The organism is Pseudonocardia adelaidensis, assembly GCF_039543345.1.
In the GTDB taxonomy this organism is placed as follows: domain Bacteria; phylum Actinomycetota; class Actinomycetes; order Mycobacteriales; family Pseudonocardiaceae; genus Pseudonocardia; species Pseudonocardia adelaidensis.
The window spans coordinates 25,597-41,199 of record NZ_BAABJO010000014.1 but is presented as its reverse complement, the minus strand read 5'-3'; the positions used below and the strand labels follow the sequence as shown (position 1 = coordinate 41,199).

General features: G+C 73.2%; 18 protein-coding genes and 1 tRNA gene. 2 read left to right on the top strand and 17 right to left on the bottom strand.

Translation table 11 applies throughout. From position 1 onward, the window contains the following. Nucleotides 1-3 precede the first annotated feature (3 nt). A complete protein-coding gene (locus ABEA81_RS19840; RefSeq protein WP_345606830.1) occupies nt 4-915 on the top strand; it encodes an NmrA family NAD(P)-binding protein in 912 nt (303 codons plus the stop codon). A gap of 111 nt (nt 916-1,026) precedes the next feature. Here ABEA81_RS19840 and ABEA81_RS19835 read toward each other — a convergent pair whose 3' ends face one another. The 5 genes from ABEA81_RS19835 to ABEA81_RS19815 form a co-directional block, all read right to left on the bottom strand. Beyond that, nucleotides 1,027-1,938, bottom strand: a complete 912-nt coding sequence (locus ABEA81_RS19835; protein ID WP_345606700.1) for an alpha/beta fold hydrolase — start codon at nt 1,936-1,938, stop codon at nt 1,027-1,029. A gap of 10 nt (nt 1,939-1,948) precedes the next feature. After that, complete coding sequence (locus ABEA81_RS19830) at nt 1,949-3,304, bottom strand: MFS transporter (RefSeq protein WP_345606699.1); 1,356 nt, start codon at nt 3,302-3,304, stop codon at nt 1,949-1,951. Nucleotides 3,305-3,413: 109 nt separating this feature from the next. Beyond that, nucleotides 3,414-4,106: a GntR family transcriptional regulator gene (locus ABEA81_RS19825; RefSeq protein WP_345606698.1), complete on the bottom strand. Its 693-nt coding sequence runs from the start codon at nt 4,104-4,106 to the stop codon at nt 3,414-3,416. Next, nucleotides 4,103-4,963: an SDR family NAD(P)-dependent oxidoreductase gene (locus ABEA81_RS19820; RefSeq protein WP_345606697.1), complete on the bottom strand. Its 861-nt coding sequence runs from the start codon at nt 4,961-4,963 to the stop codon at nt 4,103-4,105. Before ABEA81_RS19820 ends, ABEA81_RS19825 begins: the two co-directional genes overlap by 4 nt. A 24-nt stretch (nt 4,964-4,987) precedes the next feature. Further along, the gene (locus ABEA81_RS19815; protein WP_345606696.1) at nt 4,988-5,872 is read right to left on the bottom strand and encodes an isocitrate lyase/PEP mutase family protein; all 885 of its coding nucleotides are present in this window, start codon (nt 5,870-5,872) and stop codon (nt 4,988-4,990) included. Nucleotides 5,873-6,111: 239 nt separating this feature from the next. Here ABEA81_RS19815 and ABEA81_RS19810 point away from each other — a divergent pair, with 239 nt between their 5' ends. Then, the gene (locus ABEA81_RS19810; RefSeq protein ID WP_345606695.1) at nt 6,112-6,270 is read left to right on the top strand and encodes a cupin domain-containing protein; all 159 of its coding nucleotides are present in this window, start codon (nt 6,112-6,114) and stop codon (nt 6,268-6,270) included. Here ABEA81_RS19810 and ABEA81_RS19805 read toward each other — a convergent pair. The 12 genes from ABEA81_RS19805 to ABEA81_RS19750 all read right to left on the bottom strand — a co-directional run bounded on the left by ABEA81_RS19805 (nt 6,260) and on the right by ABEA81_RS19750 (nt 15,494). Continuing rightward, a complete protein-coding gene (locus tag ABEA81_RS19805; protein WP_345606694.1) occupies nt 6,260-6,694 on the bottom strand; it encodes a hypothetical protein in 435 nt (144 codons plus the stop codon). The genes ABEA81_RS19810 and ABEA81_RS19805 overlap by 11 nt on opposite strands. 84 nt (nt 6,695-6,778) lie before the next feature. Continuing rightward, nucleotides 6,779-6,852 (bottom strand) — tRNA-Pro (locus tag ABEA81_RS19800). Nucleotides 6,853-7,095: 243 nt separating this feature from the next. Continuing rightward, entirely contained in the window at nt 7,096-8,235 is a 1,140-nt protein-coding gene (locus ABEA81_RS19795) for a sensor histidine kinase (protein WP_345606829.1), read from the bottom strand. A 2-nt stretch (nt 8,236-8,237) separates the two neighbouring features. Beyond that, nucleotides 8,238-8,879 carry a response regulator transcription factor gene (locus tag ABEA81_RS19790; RefSeq protein ID WP_345606693.1) on the bottom strand — a complete coding sequence of 214 codons (642 nt, stop codon included), beginning with the start codon at nt 8,877-8,879 and terminating at the stop codon, nt 8,238-8,240. A 27-nt stretch (nt 8,880-8,906) separates the two neighbouring features. Next, nucleotides 8,907-10,316 (bottom strand): ribosome biogenesis GTPase Der, encoded by a 1,410-nt coding sequence (gene der, locus ABEA81_RS19785; protein ID WP_425570615.1) that lies wholly within the window; start codon nt 10,314-10,316, stop codon nt 8,907-8,909. A gap of 23 nt (nt 10,317-10,339) precedes the next feature. Beyond that, nucleotides 10,340-10,984 (bottom strand): lysophospholipid acyltransferase family protein, encoded by a 645-nt coding sequence (locus ABEA81_RS19780; RefSeq protein ID WP_345606691.1) that lies wholly within the window; start codon nt 10,982-10,984, stop codon nt 10,340-10,342. A gap of 67 nt (nt 10,985-11,051) precedes the next feature. Further along, the gene (cmk, locus tag ABEA81_RS19775) at nt 11,052-11,756 is read right to left on the bottom strand and encodes a (d)CMP kinase (RefSeq protein ID WP_345606689.1); all 705 of its coding nucleotides are present in this window, start codon (nt 11,754-11,756) and stop codon (nt 11,052-11,054) included. A gap of 116 nt (nt 11,757-11,872) precedes the next feature. After that, nucleotides 11,873-12,229 carry a chorismate mutase gene (aroH, locus tag ABEA81_RS19770; protein ID WP_345606688.1) on the bottom strand — a complete coding sequence of 119 codons (357 nt, stop codon included), beginning with the start codon at nt 12,227-12,229 and terminating at the stop codon, nt 11,873-11,875. 5 nt (nt 12,230-12,234) lie between these two features. After that, nucleotides 12,235-13,011 (bottom strand): pseudouridine synthase, encoded by a 777-nt coding sequence (locus ABEA81_RS19765; protein WP_345606687.1) that lies wholly within the window; start codon nt 13,009-13,011, stop codon nt 12,235-12,237. A 48-nt stretch (nt 13,012-13,059) separates the two neighbouring features. After that, complete coding sequence (gene scpB, locus ABEA81_RS19760; protein ID WP_345606685.1) at nt 13,060-13,701, bottom strand: SMC-Scp complex subunit ScpB; 642 nt, start codon at nt 13,699-13,701, stop codon at nt 13,060-13,062. Continuing rightward, the gene (locus ABEA81_RS19755; RefSeq protein ID WP_345606684.1) at nt 13,694-14,521 is read right to left on the bottom strand and encodes a segregation and condensation protein A; all 828 of its coding nucleotides are present in this window, start codon (nt 14,519-14,521) and stop codon (nt 13,694-13,696) included. The genes scpB and ABEA81_RS19755 overlap by 8 nt, the downstream gene beginning before the upstream one ends. A 46-nt stretch (nt 14,522-14,567) precedes the next feature. Further along, nucleotides 14,568-15,494: a ParA family protein gene (locus ABEA81_RS19750; protein ID WP_345606683.1), complete on the bottom strand. Its 927-nt coding sequence runs from the start codon at nt 15,492-15,494 to the stop codon at nt 14,568-14,570. Nucleotides 15,495-15,603: the final 109 nt, after the last annotated feature.

The window sequence follows — 15,603 nt, the reverse complement described above, 5'->3', positions numbered from 1 at the left end:
GCAATCGCCCTGACTTCTCACAAGGAACACGCATGCTCGTCGTCTCCTCCGCCACCAGCAACACCGGCTCTGCAGTCGCCGAAGCACTCCTCGCCGCCGGGGCAGAAGATCCGGGTACTCGGCCGCAGTCGCGACCGTCTCCAGCGATTCGTGGACCACGGCGCCGAAGCGGTCGACGTCCGCATCGACGACCCCGAAAGCCTGCGCGACGCCTTCGCCGGCGCCACCGCGGCATTCGTCATGATCGCTCCCGGCCTCATCCCCGACAGCACCGACTACGCCGCCTACCAAGGGCGCGTGATCAGCGCCCACCGCGAGGCGCTCGCCGGGCTCCCCGGTCTCACCCGGGTCGTCAGCCTGAGCGGCTGGGCCGCCAACTACGACGGCGCATCTGGCCCGGTGTGGGGACTCCGTCGGCTCGAGGAGGCCCTCGACACCCTGCCCGGCCTGGAGGTCACCCACCTGCGGCCCGGGTGGTTCATGGAGAACGCTCTGCCGATGGTCGAGGAGATCCGCATCACAGGCACCGCACACGGGCTCATCCCCGCAGACCTGCCCCTCCCCGCCATCGCCACGGCCGACATCGGCGCGGTCGCCGCCGACCTCCTCACCGGACGGCGAGCCGCGCACACCCGCACACTCGAGCTGCAGGGACCCCGCGACGTCACGCTGCACGAGGTGACCGCGGCCATCGGCCGCGCGGTCGGGCGGCCCGACGCACGCTACGTACAGATCGACACCGCGACCATGCGCGATGGCCTCCTCGCCGCCGGCTTCTCCCCCCACATGGCCGACGGCACCACCACCATGACCTGCGACGTCGCCGAACGCCGCATCGCCATGACCCAGCCCAGGGACACCGAGACCGCCACGCCGACGACCTTCGAGGAGTTCCTCGCCCGCGTGATCAACTGACCCGCCGGATCGTGCCGGCGCGCAGGAGCTGACCGGCAGGGCTGCGGCCACCGGCGTCGGACGACGCCGGTGGCCGGACCGTCCTCGGCTCGGCGGGTCGCACGGCTGCGGTCACGACCGATCCGAGCGTTGCTCCACGAAGTCCAGGAACCGGCGTACGAGCTCCTCGGGCTGCTCCTCCGGTATCCAGTGCCCCGCATCGGGGACAACCCCGCCGGTGACGTCGTCGGCGAGGCGAGCGAGCGACTCCGCGACCTGCTCGCCACGCCCCCAACCGGTCGCACCACCGAGTGCGAGGACGGGGATCGCGACACGGTGCTCCTGCGCCCGCCTCGCGTTGTCGCGGGCGTCCTGGGGAAGGGCCCGGTAGTACTCGAATCCGGCGCGCAGGGCACCCGGTTGGGAGTACGTGCGCAGGTACTCGGCGCGCTCCTGCGGGCTGATCACGTCCGGACGGGCTCCGTAGTTGTCGTAGAACCAGCCCAGGTAGATCTCCTCACGTCCGGCGACGAGGGCCTCCGGGAGGCCCGCCGTCTGGTGGAACGCGTGGTGCCAGCGTCGCCCGCCCTGGCTGATGTCGGGGCTGCCGTCGCCGGGAACGGCGACGTCGACGACCGTGAGGCTGCGGACCGGACCGGGGAAGTGCGCCGCCAGCGCGTAGCCGACGATGCCGCCCCAGTCGTGCCCGATCACGTGGTACCGGTCGATCTCAAGCACGTCGCGCAGGAGGGCGCGGACGGCGCCGGCGACGGTGCGGGTGTCGTAGCTGCCGCGCGGCCGCGACGAGTCCCCCAACCCGCGGAGGTCGGGGGCCACGACGCGGAACCGGTCGGCCAGCAGGGGGATCACGCGCCGCCAGCAGTACCAGGTCTGCGGCCAGCCGTGCAGGAGCACCACCGGCTCGCCCCGGCCCGCGACCACGTAGTGCAGGCGGACGTCGCCCACGACGGCCTCGTGGTGTCGGACCGACGGCGGGGTGGCCGGCGCGGTGGCGGATGCCTCGTGCGGGTGCGGATCGGACATGGCACTCCCCTCATCGGCCGCCGGCCGCGGCGGCGTCCAGCTCGGCCGAGCGGGTCAGGGCGGTCTCCGGGGCCAGCCGGATGGCGACGAGCGAGACCACCGCGGTGAGCGCGACGAACGCCGCCACCGCCGTGCTCGTCCCGGCCGTCTCCAGCAGCGAGAGCGACACCAGCGGGACCAGGCCGCCGAGCGCGCCCGTCACCTGGTAGGCGAGGGAGGCGCCGGTGTAGCGCACCCGCGAGGCGAACAGCTCGGACAGGAACGCGCCCTGCGCGCCGTAGAGAACGCTCCAGATGACGACCCCCACGGCGATGGCGACCGCCACCTGCACGCCGCCGCCGGTGTCCAAGAGCGGGAAGAACACGAACGCCCAGGCACCCATCAGCACGGCGGAGAGCGCGTAGACCGGTCGCCTGCCGATCCGGTCGGAAAGCGCACCGGAGCCGAGGATGACAGGCACGGACACCGCGGCACCGATGACCGTGCCGTAGAGCCCGTAGGAGCTGGGCGCCTCCCGCAGGCTCAGGTAGGCCAGCCCGACTGTCGTGAAGACGTAGTACCCGCCGAAGGACACGACGGTGACGCCGATCGCGACCAGCAACCGCCGCCAGTGCAGCCGCAGCACCTCGGGCACTGGAGACGTCGCCGTCGCCTGCTCGGCCTGCATCCTGCGGAACACCGGCGACTCGTCCACGGCGCGGCGCAGGAACACCCCGACGGCGATCAGCACGACGCTGAGCAGGAACGGGAGCCGCCAGCCCCAGCTCTCGAAGGCGGGTGTCCCCACGGCCGCCACGACGCCGAGCACCACACCGTTGGCCAGCAGCAGCCCGACGGGCGAACCGAGCTGCGCGAAGCTCGTGGCCTTCCCCCGCCGCCCTTCGGCGGCGTGTTCGCCGATCAGCAGCACCGCACCTCCCCACTCGCCGCCGACGGCGGCACCCTGCAGGAGGCGGAGCACCACGAGGACCAACGGAGCCCAGAGCCCGGCGGACTCAAAGGTCGGCAGCACGCCGATCAGGACGGTCGCCCCGCCCATGACCACCAGCGTGAGCATCAGCGTCCGCTTGCGCCCGATGCGGTCGCCGAGGTGTCCGCAGACCGCCGCACCGACGGGCCGGGCGAGGAAGCCCACCGCGAACGTCGACAACGCCAGCAGCGTGCCGATGCCGGGCGCGGAGGCGGGGAAGAACAGCTTGTTGAACACCAGCGCCGCGACGGTGCCGTAGACGATGAAGTCGTAGAACTCCAACGTCGTCCCGATCATGCTGGCGAGGACGACCCGGCGCGGCGCCGCTCCGTCCGAGTGGTCCACTCCTGCGGCGGCGTCGGGTGTCCGCCGGTCGTCGAACCGATCGTGGTCCATGATGACTCCTCGTCGAGTGCTTTCCACGTCGCGTGCCTTCACGCAGTGCGAACTCCCGGCCTGCTCGGAGGTGGGCCGGTCGTGCCGTGGACGGGAAGCGGTCCGGCCGCTAAGGGCCGGGCGGCGTGGCGTAGCCGGTCGTCTCCCGGTCCGGGTCGTGCATGGCGGCGATCAACTGGGTGGCGGAGTGCGCCATCACCCGATCGATCGTGCGTTGGATGAACGCGGCGTCGCGCGAACGGATGGCGTCCACGAAGACCAGGTGGTCGTCCGCGGACATGAGGGGCAGCACCAGCGACTCCCCCAGCCCGGAGTGCACCGATACCATCTGGGTCATCAGGTGCTCCCAGCTCCGGGCCAGCGTCTCGTTGCCGGACAGGCGGCACATCGCGCGGTGGAAGTCGAGGTCGACCCGGATGCGCTCGAGGAAGGGTTCGTGGCGCGCCCGGTGCATCACGTCGACGAGGTGCTCGAGCCGGTCGGCGCGCTCCTCCCACTGCCGTGAGCGGGCGATCGCCATCGCGGCGCGTCCCTCGAGCGCCGCCCGGACGTCGTAGATCCCGGTGACCTCGTCGGCGCTGAGCTGGCGGACGAACGTGCCGGTGCGCGGCTGCTGAACGACAAGGCCCTGCTCGTGCAACTCGCGCAACGCCTCGCGAACAGTGCCGCGGCTCACCTGGAACCGTGCGCTCAGCGCGGTCTCCACGAGCGGTCGCCCCGCGCCGAGGGCGCCAGAGGCGATCTCCGCCCGCAGCATGTCGACCAGCTGCTCCCGCAGCGTGCGCCGTTCCAGTGCGCTCACGAGTCCTCCCGGGGTGGCGTGCCACCCCCGACTGCGCCGGTGCCGTTCGCGGCGGCGAAGTAGGCGCTGTTCGGGTTGAGGCTGTAGCTCTTCTCCGCCGACCAGCCGCCGTCGACCGGCAGGACCACACCGGTGACGAACCGGCTGCCGGGCCCGGTCAGGAACGCGACCGCGTCCGCCACGTCCTGCGCCGACCCACCTGCGCCCAGCGGGACGACCGCCGACAACGACGCGACGAACTCCTCGTCGGCGTAGTACCCCTCGGTCATCGGCGTGCGGATCGTGCCGGGCGCGACGACGTTGACCCGGACCCCGTACCGGGCGAGGTCCGTCGCGAGGTTCTTCGACAGCCCGATCACCCCGTGCTTGCTCGCCGAGTACGCGGGCCGGTTCGCGACACCGACCAGCCCGGCGACCGAGGCGATGTTCACGACGGAACGAGCGGCCCCGTCCGCTGCCGCGACCGCCCGTCGGGCGAATTCCCGGCAGGCCAGGAACGTGCCCGTGAGGTTGGTGGCGATGACGTCGGCCCACTCGGCGGTGCTGATCTCCACGATGCTGGTGATCTCACGCACCCCGCCGCTGTTGACCAGCACGTGCGAGGCTCCGAGCAGGTCGGCGACCTCGCCGAACACGGCCGCGACCGAATCCTCGTCCCGGAGGTCGCACCCCACCCCGAGGTGCCGCTGGTCGGCACGCCGGTCCGTCGGCAGTGCTGCCGCGACCGCGACGGCGCCCGCCGCGTCGAGGTCGACCACGACGACGCTGTCGCCGCGCTCGGCCAGGGTCGCGCTGATCGCGCGGCCGAAGCCACCCGCTCCGCCCGTGACGACCGCGACCAGCCTGTTCTCGGCCATCCGGCCTCCCCGTTCCGTCATCGTTCAGCGGACGAAGGCGTCGATGCCGAGGACGCGCTCGTACTCGGCGAGCGGCATCATCCGGTCGGCGACGGCGCGTGTGGACCCGTCCTGTCTGATCGCCCGGAGCACGGTGCGCGCGGCCTCCGCGTACGCGAGGGTCGTCGACAGGCACATGATCGCGACCTTGTAGCCCAGCTCCGCCAGCTCGGCCGTGTCCAGTACCGTCCACGGCCAGACCTCGAAGGCGTCGAACAGCAGCGGGATCCCGGGCAGCAGCTTCGGCAGGGCGCCCACCTGCTCCGGTGAGCGGACATCCTCCACCATCACGAGGTCCGCCCCGGCCTCGGCGAAGGCCTCCGCCCGCCGCACGGCCTCGTCGAGGTCGTCGAGGGCCAGTGCGTCGGTACGCGCGATGACCAGGAGATCCGGGTCCGTCCGGGCAGCCAGCGCCGTGCGGAGCCGCGCGACCGCGGTGTCGAAGGGCACGATGCGGACCCCGCCCATCGCCCCGCAGCGCTTGGGGAGTTCCTGGTCCTCGATGTGGATGCCGGCGACGCCGGCGTTCTCGAACTCGCGCACCGTCCGGGCGATCGCGTGCTCGTCGCCGTATCCGGTGTCGGCGTCGGCGATGACGGGGACGTCGAGGCACCCGGTAACCCATCGCGCCCGCTGCGTCATCTCGTGCATCGTGGCGAGCCCGACGTCCGGACGGCCGAGGAGCCCGCTCGACGCCGCGTTACCGGAGAGGTACACCGCCTCGAAGCCCTCGTCCTGGGCGATGCGCGCCGCCAGGGCGTCATGGCAACCGGGCGCGACGACACACCCCGGCCTCGCCAGCAACTCCCGCATCCGCCGTCGCAGCGCGTGGGCCTGACCTGCACCAACGCCACCGTAGGTCCTCGTCACGACGCTGAATGGTCCGCCGAGCCCCAACCACGGTCAACTGTCGATTGTCCGACGATAGCCATCCTGCCCGTCCGCTGTGCTCAGGGGCAGCGGCAACGCGCGGCGATGTCAGGCGTCGAACGGACCGAGGCCGCGGGAGGCGTCGGGGCGGGCGCCGGCTCGAGCGCCCCGGCCGCCGCCGGTCCGGAGGGTCCCCCCGGTGACGTGCACACCCTGGATTCCCCGACGGCGTCGAGGAGATGGCGACGCTGTTCCACGTCACCGGCGCCTACATCTGCGTCGACGAGAACGGCCACCTGGTGGGGATCGAGGACGTCTTCAGCAAGCTCGAACGCGCCCGCGTGCACCACGCGGCGCACGGCCTCGGCGCCGACTTCGTCGACCGCCTCATCCGCTGAGGCTGCGTCGGCCATCAGATCCCCCCGGCGCGGGGCCGACGAGCGAGGTCACCAGCGTCTCGGCGATGGCACGGAGCTCCGCAGGCCCGTGACCCACCCTCTCCATCACGGCGATGCCGCGGGTGGTGGTGACGACGAGGCGCGCCGCCGCGCGCAGGTCGACCTCCAGCACCACGCCGTCGTCGATGGCGGCCGGCCGGTCGTGCACCGCGGTCTCCAGCTCGTCGAGGAAGGCGCGGACAGCGGTCTCGACACGTGCGGAGTGGGTGGCCGCCTCGATCGCCGTGCCGGTCGAGAGGCATCCGGGGGGCGGCGAGCCGGCCGCGATCGTCTCGATGCAGAAGTCGAAGAAGGACAGCAGCGCCGATCGCTTGTCCGGGCGGTCCAACGCAGACCAGAGCGGCGAGATCAACAGCGACAGCACCCAAGATCACGACGCGGCCGGTATCCGCAGGTAGAAACGTCGACGGGCGGCTCCCCCGCCGAAGGGAACCGCCCGTCTGTGCCGTCGGGACGACAGGATTTGAACCTGCGACCCCTTGACCCCCAGTCAAGTGCGCTACCAAGCTGCGCCACGTCCCGGCCACCCCCCGTTGGGGGCGGAGTCAGCCTACCGCATGGCCGATCCGCCCCGACCGGCCGGTCGTGGCTCCCCCCAACGCGCTTGGCAGCCGCACCTGACCGTCCGCACGCCGGTGGACCGGCGCAGCGGAGGCATCAGTCTCCGCAATCAGAGCCGCGGACACCACCGTCGTCGGTAGCCCGGCGGGGGCGACTTTGGTGGGTACTGGGCAGTAGCGGTGGCGTTACGTCCTGTTTGCCCGATCAGGGGATGGCCGGCTCCTGCTCGCGAACGGGGGCGGGTGGGGCCGGGGGCGGCGGGTCGAGCGGGAAGGCCGCACGTACCGCGAAGCCACCGCTCGGTTGTGGGCCGGCGGTGAGCTCGCCACCTGCCGCCGACACCCGCTCGGCGAGGCCCGTCAGCCCGGCTCCGCCGCCCGCATCCGGCCGACGCGGTGCGGGGGCCGGCGCCCGGCCGTTGCGCACCTCCACGACCAGCTCGGTGGGCAGCCAGCACAGACCGACCGACACCCGCGCGCCCGCGGCGTGCCGGGCCGCGTTGGTGAGCGACTCCTGCACCACGCGGTACACCGCGCGGCCGGTGCCGGGTGCGACCTCGACGACGTCGCCGAGCTCGTCGAACTCGACGGCGACGCCCGCCGCGCGCGAGCCGGCCACGAGCGCGGGGATCTCGGTGAGGCCTGCGACGTGCTCGCTCCCGTCGAGCAGGCCGAGGGCGGCGCGCATCTCGGCGAGCGCCCGCTTGGCGAGCGTGCGCAGCTGCTCCGCGCCACGGCGGGTCTCCTCCTCGGCCGTGGAGGCGGCGATCGCGGCGGCGCCCACCGCGATCAACGTGGCGTGGTGGCCCACCGCGTCGTGGATCTCGCGGCCGATCCGGGCCCGCTCCTGCGCCCGCGCGGCGTCCCGGGACGCGGCGAGCGCCTCCTCGCGGGCACGCTCGAGCTGCCGCAGGCTCTCGGTGAGGCGGGCCCGGGTGCTCACGAGCAGGCCGAGCGCGGCCGGCGCCCCGGCGTACAGGGCGATGAACGCGATCGTCAGGACGATGCGGCCGACGGGGAGGTCCTGGGTGAGCAGCACCGGCACCACGGTCACGGCGACGGTGGCCACCAGCCAGGGCACCAGCGTCACCACGCGCCGGCAGCGCCGGCCTAGGGTGTACAGCGCGACGATCGCCGGCGGCCACCCCAGCCCGCCGGCGAGCGCCCAGAACGAACCGAGCAGCCCCAGCGGCGGCCAGACGTGCCGCAGCGGCAGCAGTGCGCACGCTACGAGCGCGGACACCACCGACCACTCGAACGGCGCGACCCCGAGCAGCACCGCGATCGCCGGGAGCACGACGGCGGCCGGCTCGACGAGCACGCGCCGCACCGGCAGCGGGAACATGGTCACGGCAACCCCCATCCCTGGGCGAGCAGTGCGGCCTGCACGCGGTTCTCCGCACCGAGCTTGACGAGCAGTGCCGACACGTACTTCTTGACGGTGGCCTCGGCGAGCCCCAGCCGCTCCCCGATCGTCGCGTTGGAGTCGCCCGCGGCGAGCCCGCGCAACACCTGCAGCTCGCGTGGCGTCAGGCCGCCGAGCCGGGACGGGCCCGACCGCGCGGACCCGGCGGCGAGGCGCGGCAGGAGCCGCGCGGTGATCCGCGGGTCGAGCACGGCACCGCCCGCGGCCAGGTCGAGCACGGCACGCACCAACGCGTCGGGCTCGGCGTCCTTGAGCAGGAACCCCTGCACGCCCAGCCGCAACGCCTCCGCAACGTAGTCGTCGAGGTCGAACGTGGTGAGCACGGCCGCGGGCGGCGCGTCGGGGCGGGCGCACAGCACGCGCAGCGCTTCCAGTCCCCCGACGCCGGGCATCTGCACATCGACCAGCACGACGTCCGGGCGGTGCGCGTCCACGGCCGCGAGCATCGCGGCGCCGTCCTCGGCCTGCCCGACCACCTCGACGGAGCCGCCGGCCTCCAGCACCGTGCGCAGACCGGCCCGCATCAGGGGCTCGTCGTCGGCGAGCACGACCCGGACAGTCACCCGACCAGCGTAACGCCCGGAGGCCGATCAGCCCTTCCTGTTGCGCTTCTCGCGGACGCGGACGGAGATGCGCACCGGCGAACCGGTGAACCCGAACTCCTCGCGCAACCGCCGCTCGATGAAGCGCCGGTACCCGGCCTCCAGGAACCCGGTGGTGAACAGGACGAAGGTCGGTGGCCGGGTCTGGGCCTGGGTGGCGAACAGGACCTTCGGCTGCTTCCCGCCGCGCACGGGCGGCGGGGTCGCGGCGATGACGTCCGACAGCCACCCGTTGAGCCGGCCGGTCGGGATCCGCTGGTCCCAGGACGCGAGGGCGGTGCGCAACGCCGGCGCGATCTTCGCGACGGCCCGGCCGGTGAGCGCCGAGACGTTGATGCGCTCCGCCCACTGCACGCGGCCGAGGTCGCGTTCCAGCTCGCGCTTCATCGCGTAGCGGCGGTCCTCGTCGACGAGGTCCCACTTGTTGAACACCAGCACGAGTGCCCGGCCTGCCTCCTCGACCATGGCGATCACGCGCTGGTCCTGCTCGGCGATCGGCTCGCTCGCGTCGATCAGCACGACGGCCACCTCGGCGGCCTCGATCGCGGCGCGCGTGCGGAGGCTGGCGTAGTACTCCATGCCGCTCGCGGTCTGGACGCGCTTGCGCAGGCCTGCGGTGTCGACGAACCGCCAGACCTCGCCGTCCAGCTCGACGAGCGAGTCGACCGGGTCGACGGTGGTGCCCGCGACGTCGTGCACGACGGAGCGCAGCTCCCCGGACACCCGGTTGAGCAGGCTCGACTTGCCGACGTTCGGCTTCCCGACGAGCGCGACGCGCCGCGGACCCGAACCGCCTGCGCCGAAGTCGTCGCGCGGGGTCTCCGGCAGCGCCTCGATGATCGCGTCGAGCAGGTCGCCCGAGCCGCGCCCGTGCAGGCCGCTCACCGGCCGCGGCTCCCCCAGCCCGAGGCGCCACAGCGCGGCGGTGTCGGCCACGAGCCGGTCGTCGTCCACCTTCGTGGCCGCGAGCAGGACCGGGCAGTCCGAGCGGCGCAGCACCCGCGCCACGGCCTCGTCGGTGGCGGTGGCGCCCACGCTCGCGTCGACGACGAGCAGCACCGCGTCCGCCGTCTTCATCGCGAGGTCGGCCTGGGCGGCGACGGCGGCCTGCAGGCCGGTGGCGTCGGGCTCCCAGCCGCCGGTGTCGACGAGCGTGAAGCGCCGCCCGTTCCACAGCGCGTCGTAGGCAACCCGGTCGCGGGTGACCCCGGGGATGTCCTGCACGACCGCCTCGCGGCGGCCCAGCAGCCGGTTGACCAATGTCGACTTGCCGACGTTCGGCCGGCCGACGACGGCGAGCACCGGAGCCGGCGGCGCCGCCTCGCCGTCATCGCCCGCCGGGGTGCCGGGGTCGTCTGCTGCCCCGAACTCGTCGGGGTCGAGCCCCAGCGCCGCCATGGCGGCGCGGTCGTCGGTTCCGTTCACGTCGTGCTCCGTAACTCGTCCAGTTCGCGGACCATGCCGGCCAGTCCGGCCCGCAGGGTCTCGGTGGCGGCGACCAGGCCGGCGCGCCCACCTCCGGCAGGGACGGTCAGCGGCTCCCCCACCACCACGTCGACGCGCGGTCGCCACCGGCGCCCCGACCCGTCGGGGCGCCGGGTGCCCCGGGACACGACGGGCAGCACCACGGCACCGCTGGTGCGCGCGAGCCATGCCGCTCCGTGTTGCGCCGCCGCGACGTCGCCGCTGCCGCGCGTGCCCTCCGGGAACACCCCGACGAGACCGCCGCCGCGCAGCACCGCTGTGGCCGCCGTCAACGGCCGCCGGTCGGCCTCGCCGCGGCGCACGGGCAGCTGCCCGATCCGCCGCAGACCCCAGCCGGCGACGCCGCTGAACATCTCCTGCTTCACCCAGAACACCGCGCGGCGCCCCAGTAGTCCGAAGAGCAGCGGTCCGTCGACGTTCGCGCTGTGGTTGGCGACGACGACCACCGGTCCGCGTGCCGGGATCCGGTCCAGGTGGTGGGTGTGCACCCGGTAGAAGGGCCGGAACATCCAGGACGCGAGCCAGCGCCCGCGATCGTGCAGCCACGGCCACGCGTCGGGCGGCAGGTCCGGAGAGCTCATCGCTCGGCCTCGCCGCGCTCGGCCGGCTCCGCCGGGCACCGTACTGATGGCGCGCTCGCAAGCTCGCTCACGTGACCAACCCGCGGTCCTCCACCAGCCGCAGCAGCTCGGTCAGCACGTCGTCGACGGACAGGTCGTCGGTGTCGAGCACGAGGGCGTCCGGCGCGGCGTGCAGCGGTGACGTCTTGCGGGTGGAGTCGAGCCGGTCGCGGCGGCGGACGTCGGCGAGCACCGCCCGGTGGTCGGCGGCCCGGCCTGCCTTGCGGTCCTGCGCCTCGCGGCGCGCGGCCCGGATCTCCTCGGACGCGGTGAGGTAGACCTTCAAGGGCGCGTCGGGGACGACGACGCTGCCGATGTCGCGCCCCTCGACCACGATGCCGCCGCAGGCCGCGACCGCCTTCTCGATGAGGACGCGCTGGCGTTCGACGAGCGCGGTGCGCACCGCCGGCACGGCGGAGACGGCGCTGACCGCACGGGTGACCGCGCCGCCGCGGATCTCGGCCTCGACGTCCTCGCCCGCGAGGAGGATCGCGGGGTGCGCCGGATCGGTGACCGACTCCAGGTCGGTGACGGCGTCCAACGCGACCTTCTCGGCGTCCGCCTCGGTGCCGTCCAGCCCGGCGCGCAGCACGGCGAGCGTGAGCGCCCGGTACATCGCCCCGGTGTCGAGGTAGGCGGCGTCACAGGCGGCGGCCAGCCGCCGGGACACGGTGGACTTCCCCGTGCCCGACGGCCCGTCCATCGCCACGACCCCGTGCAGCCGCCCGGTCACCCGCAAGCCCCCTCGTCGTCGGGCCACCGCGTCGTCATCCGGTGGCCCGTCCTGCCGCGCGCCGTCCGCGGGCCGCGAACCATCATGCCTTGTGGCCCGCCGCGGCCGGTGCCCGGCTACTGGGGCAGGTCGGTGCGCAGGGCGGCGGCGCCGCGCAGGTAGACGTGGCGCAGCTCGGACCGGGGCCGCGGGGTGTCGACGTGGGCGAGCAGTCGCAGCGTGCGCGGCAGCGCGCCGGGCACCGCGATCTCCGACGCGCACATCAGCGGCACGTCGGTGAGGCCGAGCAGCCGGGCGGCGTAGGCGGGGAACTCGGCGGTGAGGTCCGGCGTGGCCGTGAACAGGATGGAGATGACGTCGTCGCCGGTGAGCTCGTTGCGTTCCAGCACGGCGGTGACGAGCTCGGCCGAGCCCTTGAGGATCTCGTCGCGGGAGTCGCCGTCCACCTGGATGGCGCCCCGGATCGCGCGCACCGCCACTACATCCCCACCGATCGGTAGAGCGAACCGACCTCGGGCCGGGTGAGCGGCCGGAACCGCCCGGGACGCTGGTCGCCGAGGCGCACCTCGCCGATGGCGGTGCGCACGAGCCGCTGCACGGGGTGGCCCACCTCGTCGAGCAGCCTGCGGACGACGTGCTTGCGGCCCTCGTGGATCACCAGTTCCACCAGCGACCGCCCGGGAGTGGAGTCCACCAGCTTGAACGAGTGCACCCGCACCGGGCCGTCGTCCAGCTCCACGCCGTCGCGCAGCCGACGGCCCATCTCGCGCGGCACCTGCCCGATGACCTCGGCGAGGTAGGTCTTCTCGATCTCGTAGGACGGGTGCATCAGCCGGTGGCCGAGCTCGCCGTCGTTGGTGAGCAGCAACAGGCCCTCGGTGTCGGCGTCGAGCCGACCGACGTGGAACAGCCGCGCCCGGGGCGCCCCGGTGAAGTGCTCGTCGACGATCCCCCGCTCCACGACCAGGTCGCCGACGCAGGGCCGGCCCCGGTCGTCGTGCATCGTGGAGAGGATGCCGCGGGGCTTGTTCAGGGCGAGGTGCACGAGGTCGTCCTGCAGGACGATGCGGGAGCCGTCGACGTGCACGACGGCGGTCTCGGGATCGACGCGGCGGCCCATCTCCCGCACGACCTTGCCGTCGACGGTCACGCGGCCGGCCGCGATCAGCTCCTCGGCGCCCCGCCGGGACGCGACGCCGGCCTGGGCCAGCACCTTCTGCAGCCGGACCCCGTCGGGTCGCGTGCCTGTGGTCATATCGTTCATCTGGGGTGTACTCACGTCTGTGGTTTCACGTCTTCGGTCTCACAGTTCGTCGATCGCGTCGACGTCGGGAAGCAGCGGAGCCAGCGGGGGCAGCTCGTCGAGGGACGAGAGCCCCAGCCGCTCCAGGAACAGTTCGGTGGTCCGGAACAGCGTGCCCTGTGTGGCCGGGTCGACGCCCGCCTCCTGCACGAGGCCGCGGGTGAGCAGGGTACGCAGCACGCCGTCGCAGTTGACGCCGCGGACGGCCGACACGCGGGCCCGCGTGACCGGCTGCCGGTAGGCCACCACGGCGAGGGTCTCGAGCGCGGCGCGGGTGAGCCGGGCCCGTTGACCGTCGAGCAGGAGCCGCTCGACGTAGTGCGCGTACGCGTCACGGGTGTAGAACCGCCATCCGCCGCCCGACTGCCGCAGGTCGATGCCCCGCTGGTGCGCCGTGTACTCGGCGGACAGGCGGCGCGCCGCCTCCCGCACGCGCGCCACCGGCTGGTCGAGGACCTGCGCCAGCGTCTCCTCGTCGGTGGGGGCGTCGACGACGAGCAGCAGCGCCTCCAGCGCAGCGTCGAGCGCGGCGTCGTCGCCGAGCTCGCCCGTGTCGGGCTCGACCTCGAGCTCTCCGGGGACCGGCGCGTCGGGCACGAGGCCGAGGACGGCGGCGGCGAACTCTGAGGAGGTTTCAGTCATCGGGTGACACATGCTGCTCGGGCTGATCGTGGGCGGATGGGGTCCAGCGTACTGTCAGCTCCCCGAACGGCTCCGGCTGCTGCAGGTCGACGACGGCGCTGCGGAACAGGTCGAGCACCGCGAGGAAGCGGGCGACGACCTCGAGCGGGTTCGCGCAGTCGGCCGTCAGCTCGGCGAACGTCGCCGAACCCAGCTCGGCCAGCCGCTCCCGCAGGATCGCCGCGTGCTCGGCCACCGACACCGCCACGGCGTGCAGGTGGTCGATCCCGACCGTCGGCGGCGGCTTGGGGCGGAACACCGAGGCCGCGAGCTGGGCGAACGCCTCCGGGTCGACGCCGAGCAGCACCTCCGGCAGCAGCGCCGAGAACCGCTCCTCCAGTGCCACCGAGCGGGGGAACCGACGCTGCGCACCGGCCTCCAGCTCGACGAAGAGCCCGGCCACCTGCTTGTAGGCCCGGTACTGCAGCAGGCGGGCGAACAGCAGGTCGCGGGCCTCCAGCAGCGCGAGGTCCTCGGCGTCCTCCACCTCGGCGTCCGGCAGGAGGCGGGCCGCCTTCAGGTCCAGCAGGGTGGCCGCGATCACCAGGAACTCGGTGGTCTCGTCCAGGTCGGCGTCGTCACCCAGCTCGGCGAGGTGCGCGATGAAGTCGTCGGTGACGGTGTGCAGCGCCATCTCGGTGATGTCGAGCTCGTGCTTGCCGATGAGCTGCAGCAACAGGTCGAACGGGCCCTCGAAGTTGTGCAGCCGCACCTGGAAGCGCGGGCGCGCCGGTGCGATGTCGCCCGCCGCAACCGGCGCGTCGTCATCGACGACCGTCACTCGCCCGGACCTCGCTGCGCTCGGAAGGGCTCGCTCGCACGCTCGCTCACCGGGCGAGGACCTCACGGGCCAGCAGCCGGTACGCGTTCGCCCCGTTCGACGCCGGTGCCCACGTCGTGATCGGCTCGCCGGCCACGGTGGTCTCGGGGAAGCGCACCGTCCGGTTGATCACGGCCTCGAACACGAGCTCACCGAACGCCTCGATCACGCGCTGGCGCACCTCCTTGGTGTGCAGCGTGCGCGGGTCGAACATCGTGGCGAGGATGCCGAGGATCTCGAGGTCCGGGTTGAGCCGCTGCTGGACCTTGTCGATGGTGTCCATCAGCAGCGCGACCCCGCGCAGCGAGAAGAACTCGCAGGCCAGCGGGATGAGGATGGAGTCGGCGCAGGCCAGCGCGTTGATCGTGAGCAGGCCGAGCGACGGCTGGCAGTCGATCAGGATGACGTCGTAGCGGTCGAGCACCGGCTTGATCGCGCGCCCGAGCGCCTGCTCGCGCCCCACCTCGGTGACGAGCTGCACCTCGGCGGCGGACAGGTCGATGTTGCTGGGCAGCAGGTCCATGCCCTCGACGCCGGTGGGCCGGATGACCTCGTCGATCTCCGCTCCCCGCTCCATCAGCAGGTTGTAGATCGTGGTCTCCAGCTCGTGCGCCTGCACGCCGAGGCCGACGGACAGGGCCCCCTGCGGGTCGAAGTCGACCAGCAGCACCCTGCGGCCGTACTCCGCGAGCGCCGCGCCGAGGTTTATCGTCGACGTCGTCTTGCCGACGCCACCCTTCTGGTTCGCCACCGCGATGACCCGCGCCGGGCCGTGGTCGGTCAGCGGAGTCGGTTCCGGAACCATCAAGCGGTGTCTCCCCACGGAGTCGGCGGCATCCAGCTCGCCACCCTCGTCGTCGCCATACGGTTCCTCGCCATACGGTTCCTGGTCGAGCGGCTCCGGACGGGGAGTGAAGGGCCGCGGCGTGTCCATGCGGTCTCCGGTCTCTGGCGGTTGACCCGGGAGGGGCCGATCCGCGCAGCGTAAGAGTCCGGGTGGACGACCGGCAACGCACCCCGCCGCGTGTCGGCCGACCTGTCGG

Bases quoted from the DNA above. Each gene is read 5' to 3' on its own strand.
- ABEA81_RS19835 (WP_345606700.1), bottom strand. From the start codon at position 1,938: ATGTCCGATCCGCACCCGCACGAGGCATCCGCCACCGCGCCGGCCACC.
- ABEA81_RS19830 (WP_345606699.1), bottom strand. From the start codon at position 3,304: ATGGACCACGATCGGTTCGACGACCGGCGGACACCCGACGCCGCCGCA.
- ABEA81_RS19820 (WP_345606697.1), bottom strand. From the start codon at position 4,963: ATGGCCGAGAACAGGCTGGTCGCGGTCGTCACGGGCGGAGCGGGTGGC.
- ABEA81_RS19810 (WP_345606695.1), top strand. From the start codon at position 6,112: ATGGCGACGCTGTTCCACGTCACCGGCGCCTACATCTGCGTCGACGAG.
- ABEA81_RS19795 (WP_345606829.1), bottom strand. From the start codon at position 8,235: ATGTTCCCGCTGCCGGTGCGGCGCGTGCTCGTCGAGCCGGCCGCCGTC.
- der (WP_425570615.1), bottom strand. From the start codon at position 10,316: ATGGCGGCGCTGGGGCTCGACCCCGACGAGTTCGGGGCAGCAGACGAC.
- ABEA81_RS19780 (WP_345606691.1), bottom strand. From the start codon at position 10,984: ATGAGCTCTCCGGACCTGCCGCCCGACGCGTGGCCGTGGCTGCACGAT.
- ABEA81_RS19765 (WP_345606687.1), bottom strand. From the start codon at position 13,011: ATGACCACAGGCACGCGACCCGACGGGGTCCGGCTGCAGAAGGTGCTG.
- scpB (WP_345606685.1), bottom strand. From the start codon at position 13,701: ATGACTGAAACCTCCTCAGAGTTCGCCGCCGCCGTCCTCGGCCTCGTG.
- ABEA81_RS19750 (WP_345606683.1), bottom strand. From the start codon at position 15,494: ATGGACACGCCGCGGCCCTTCACTCCCCGTCCGGAGCCGCTCGACCAG.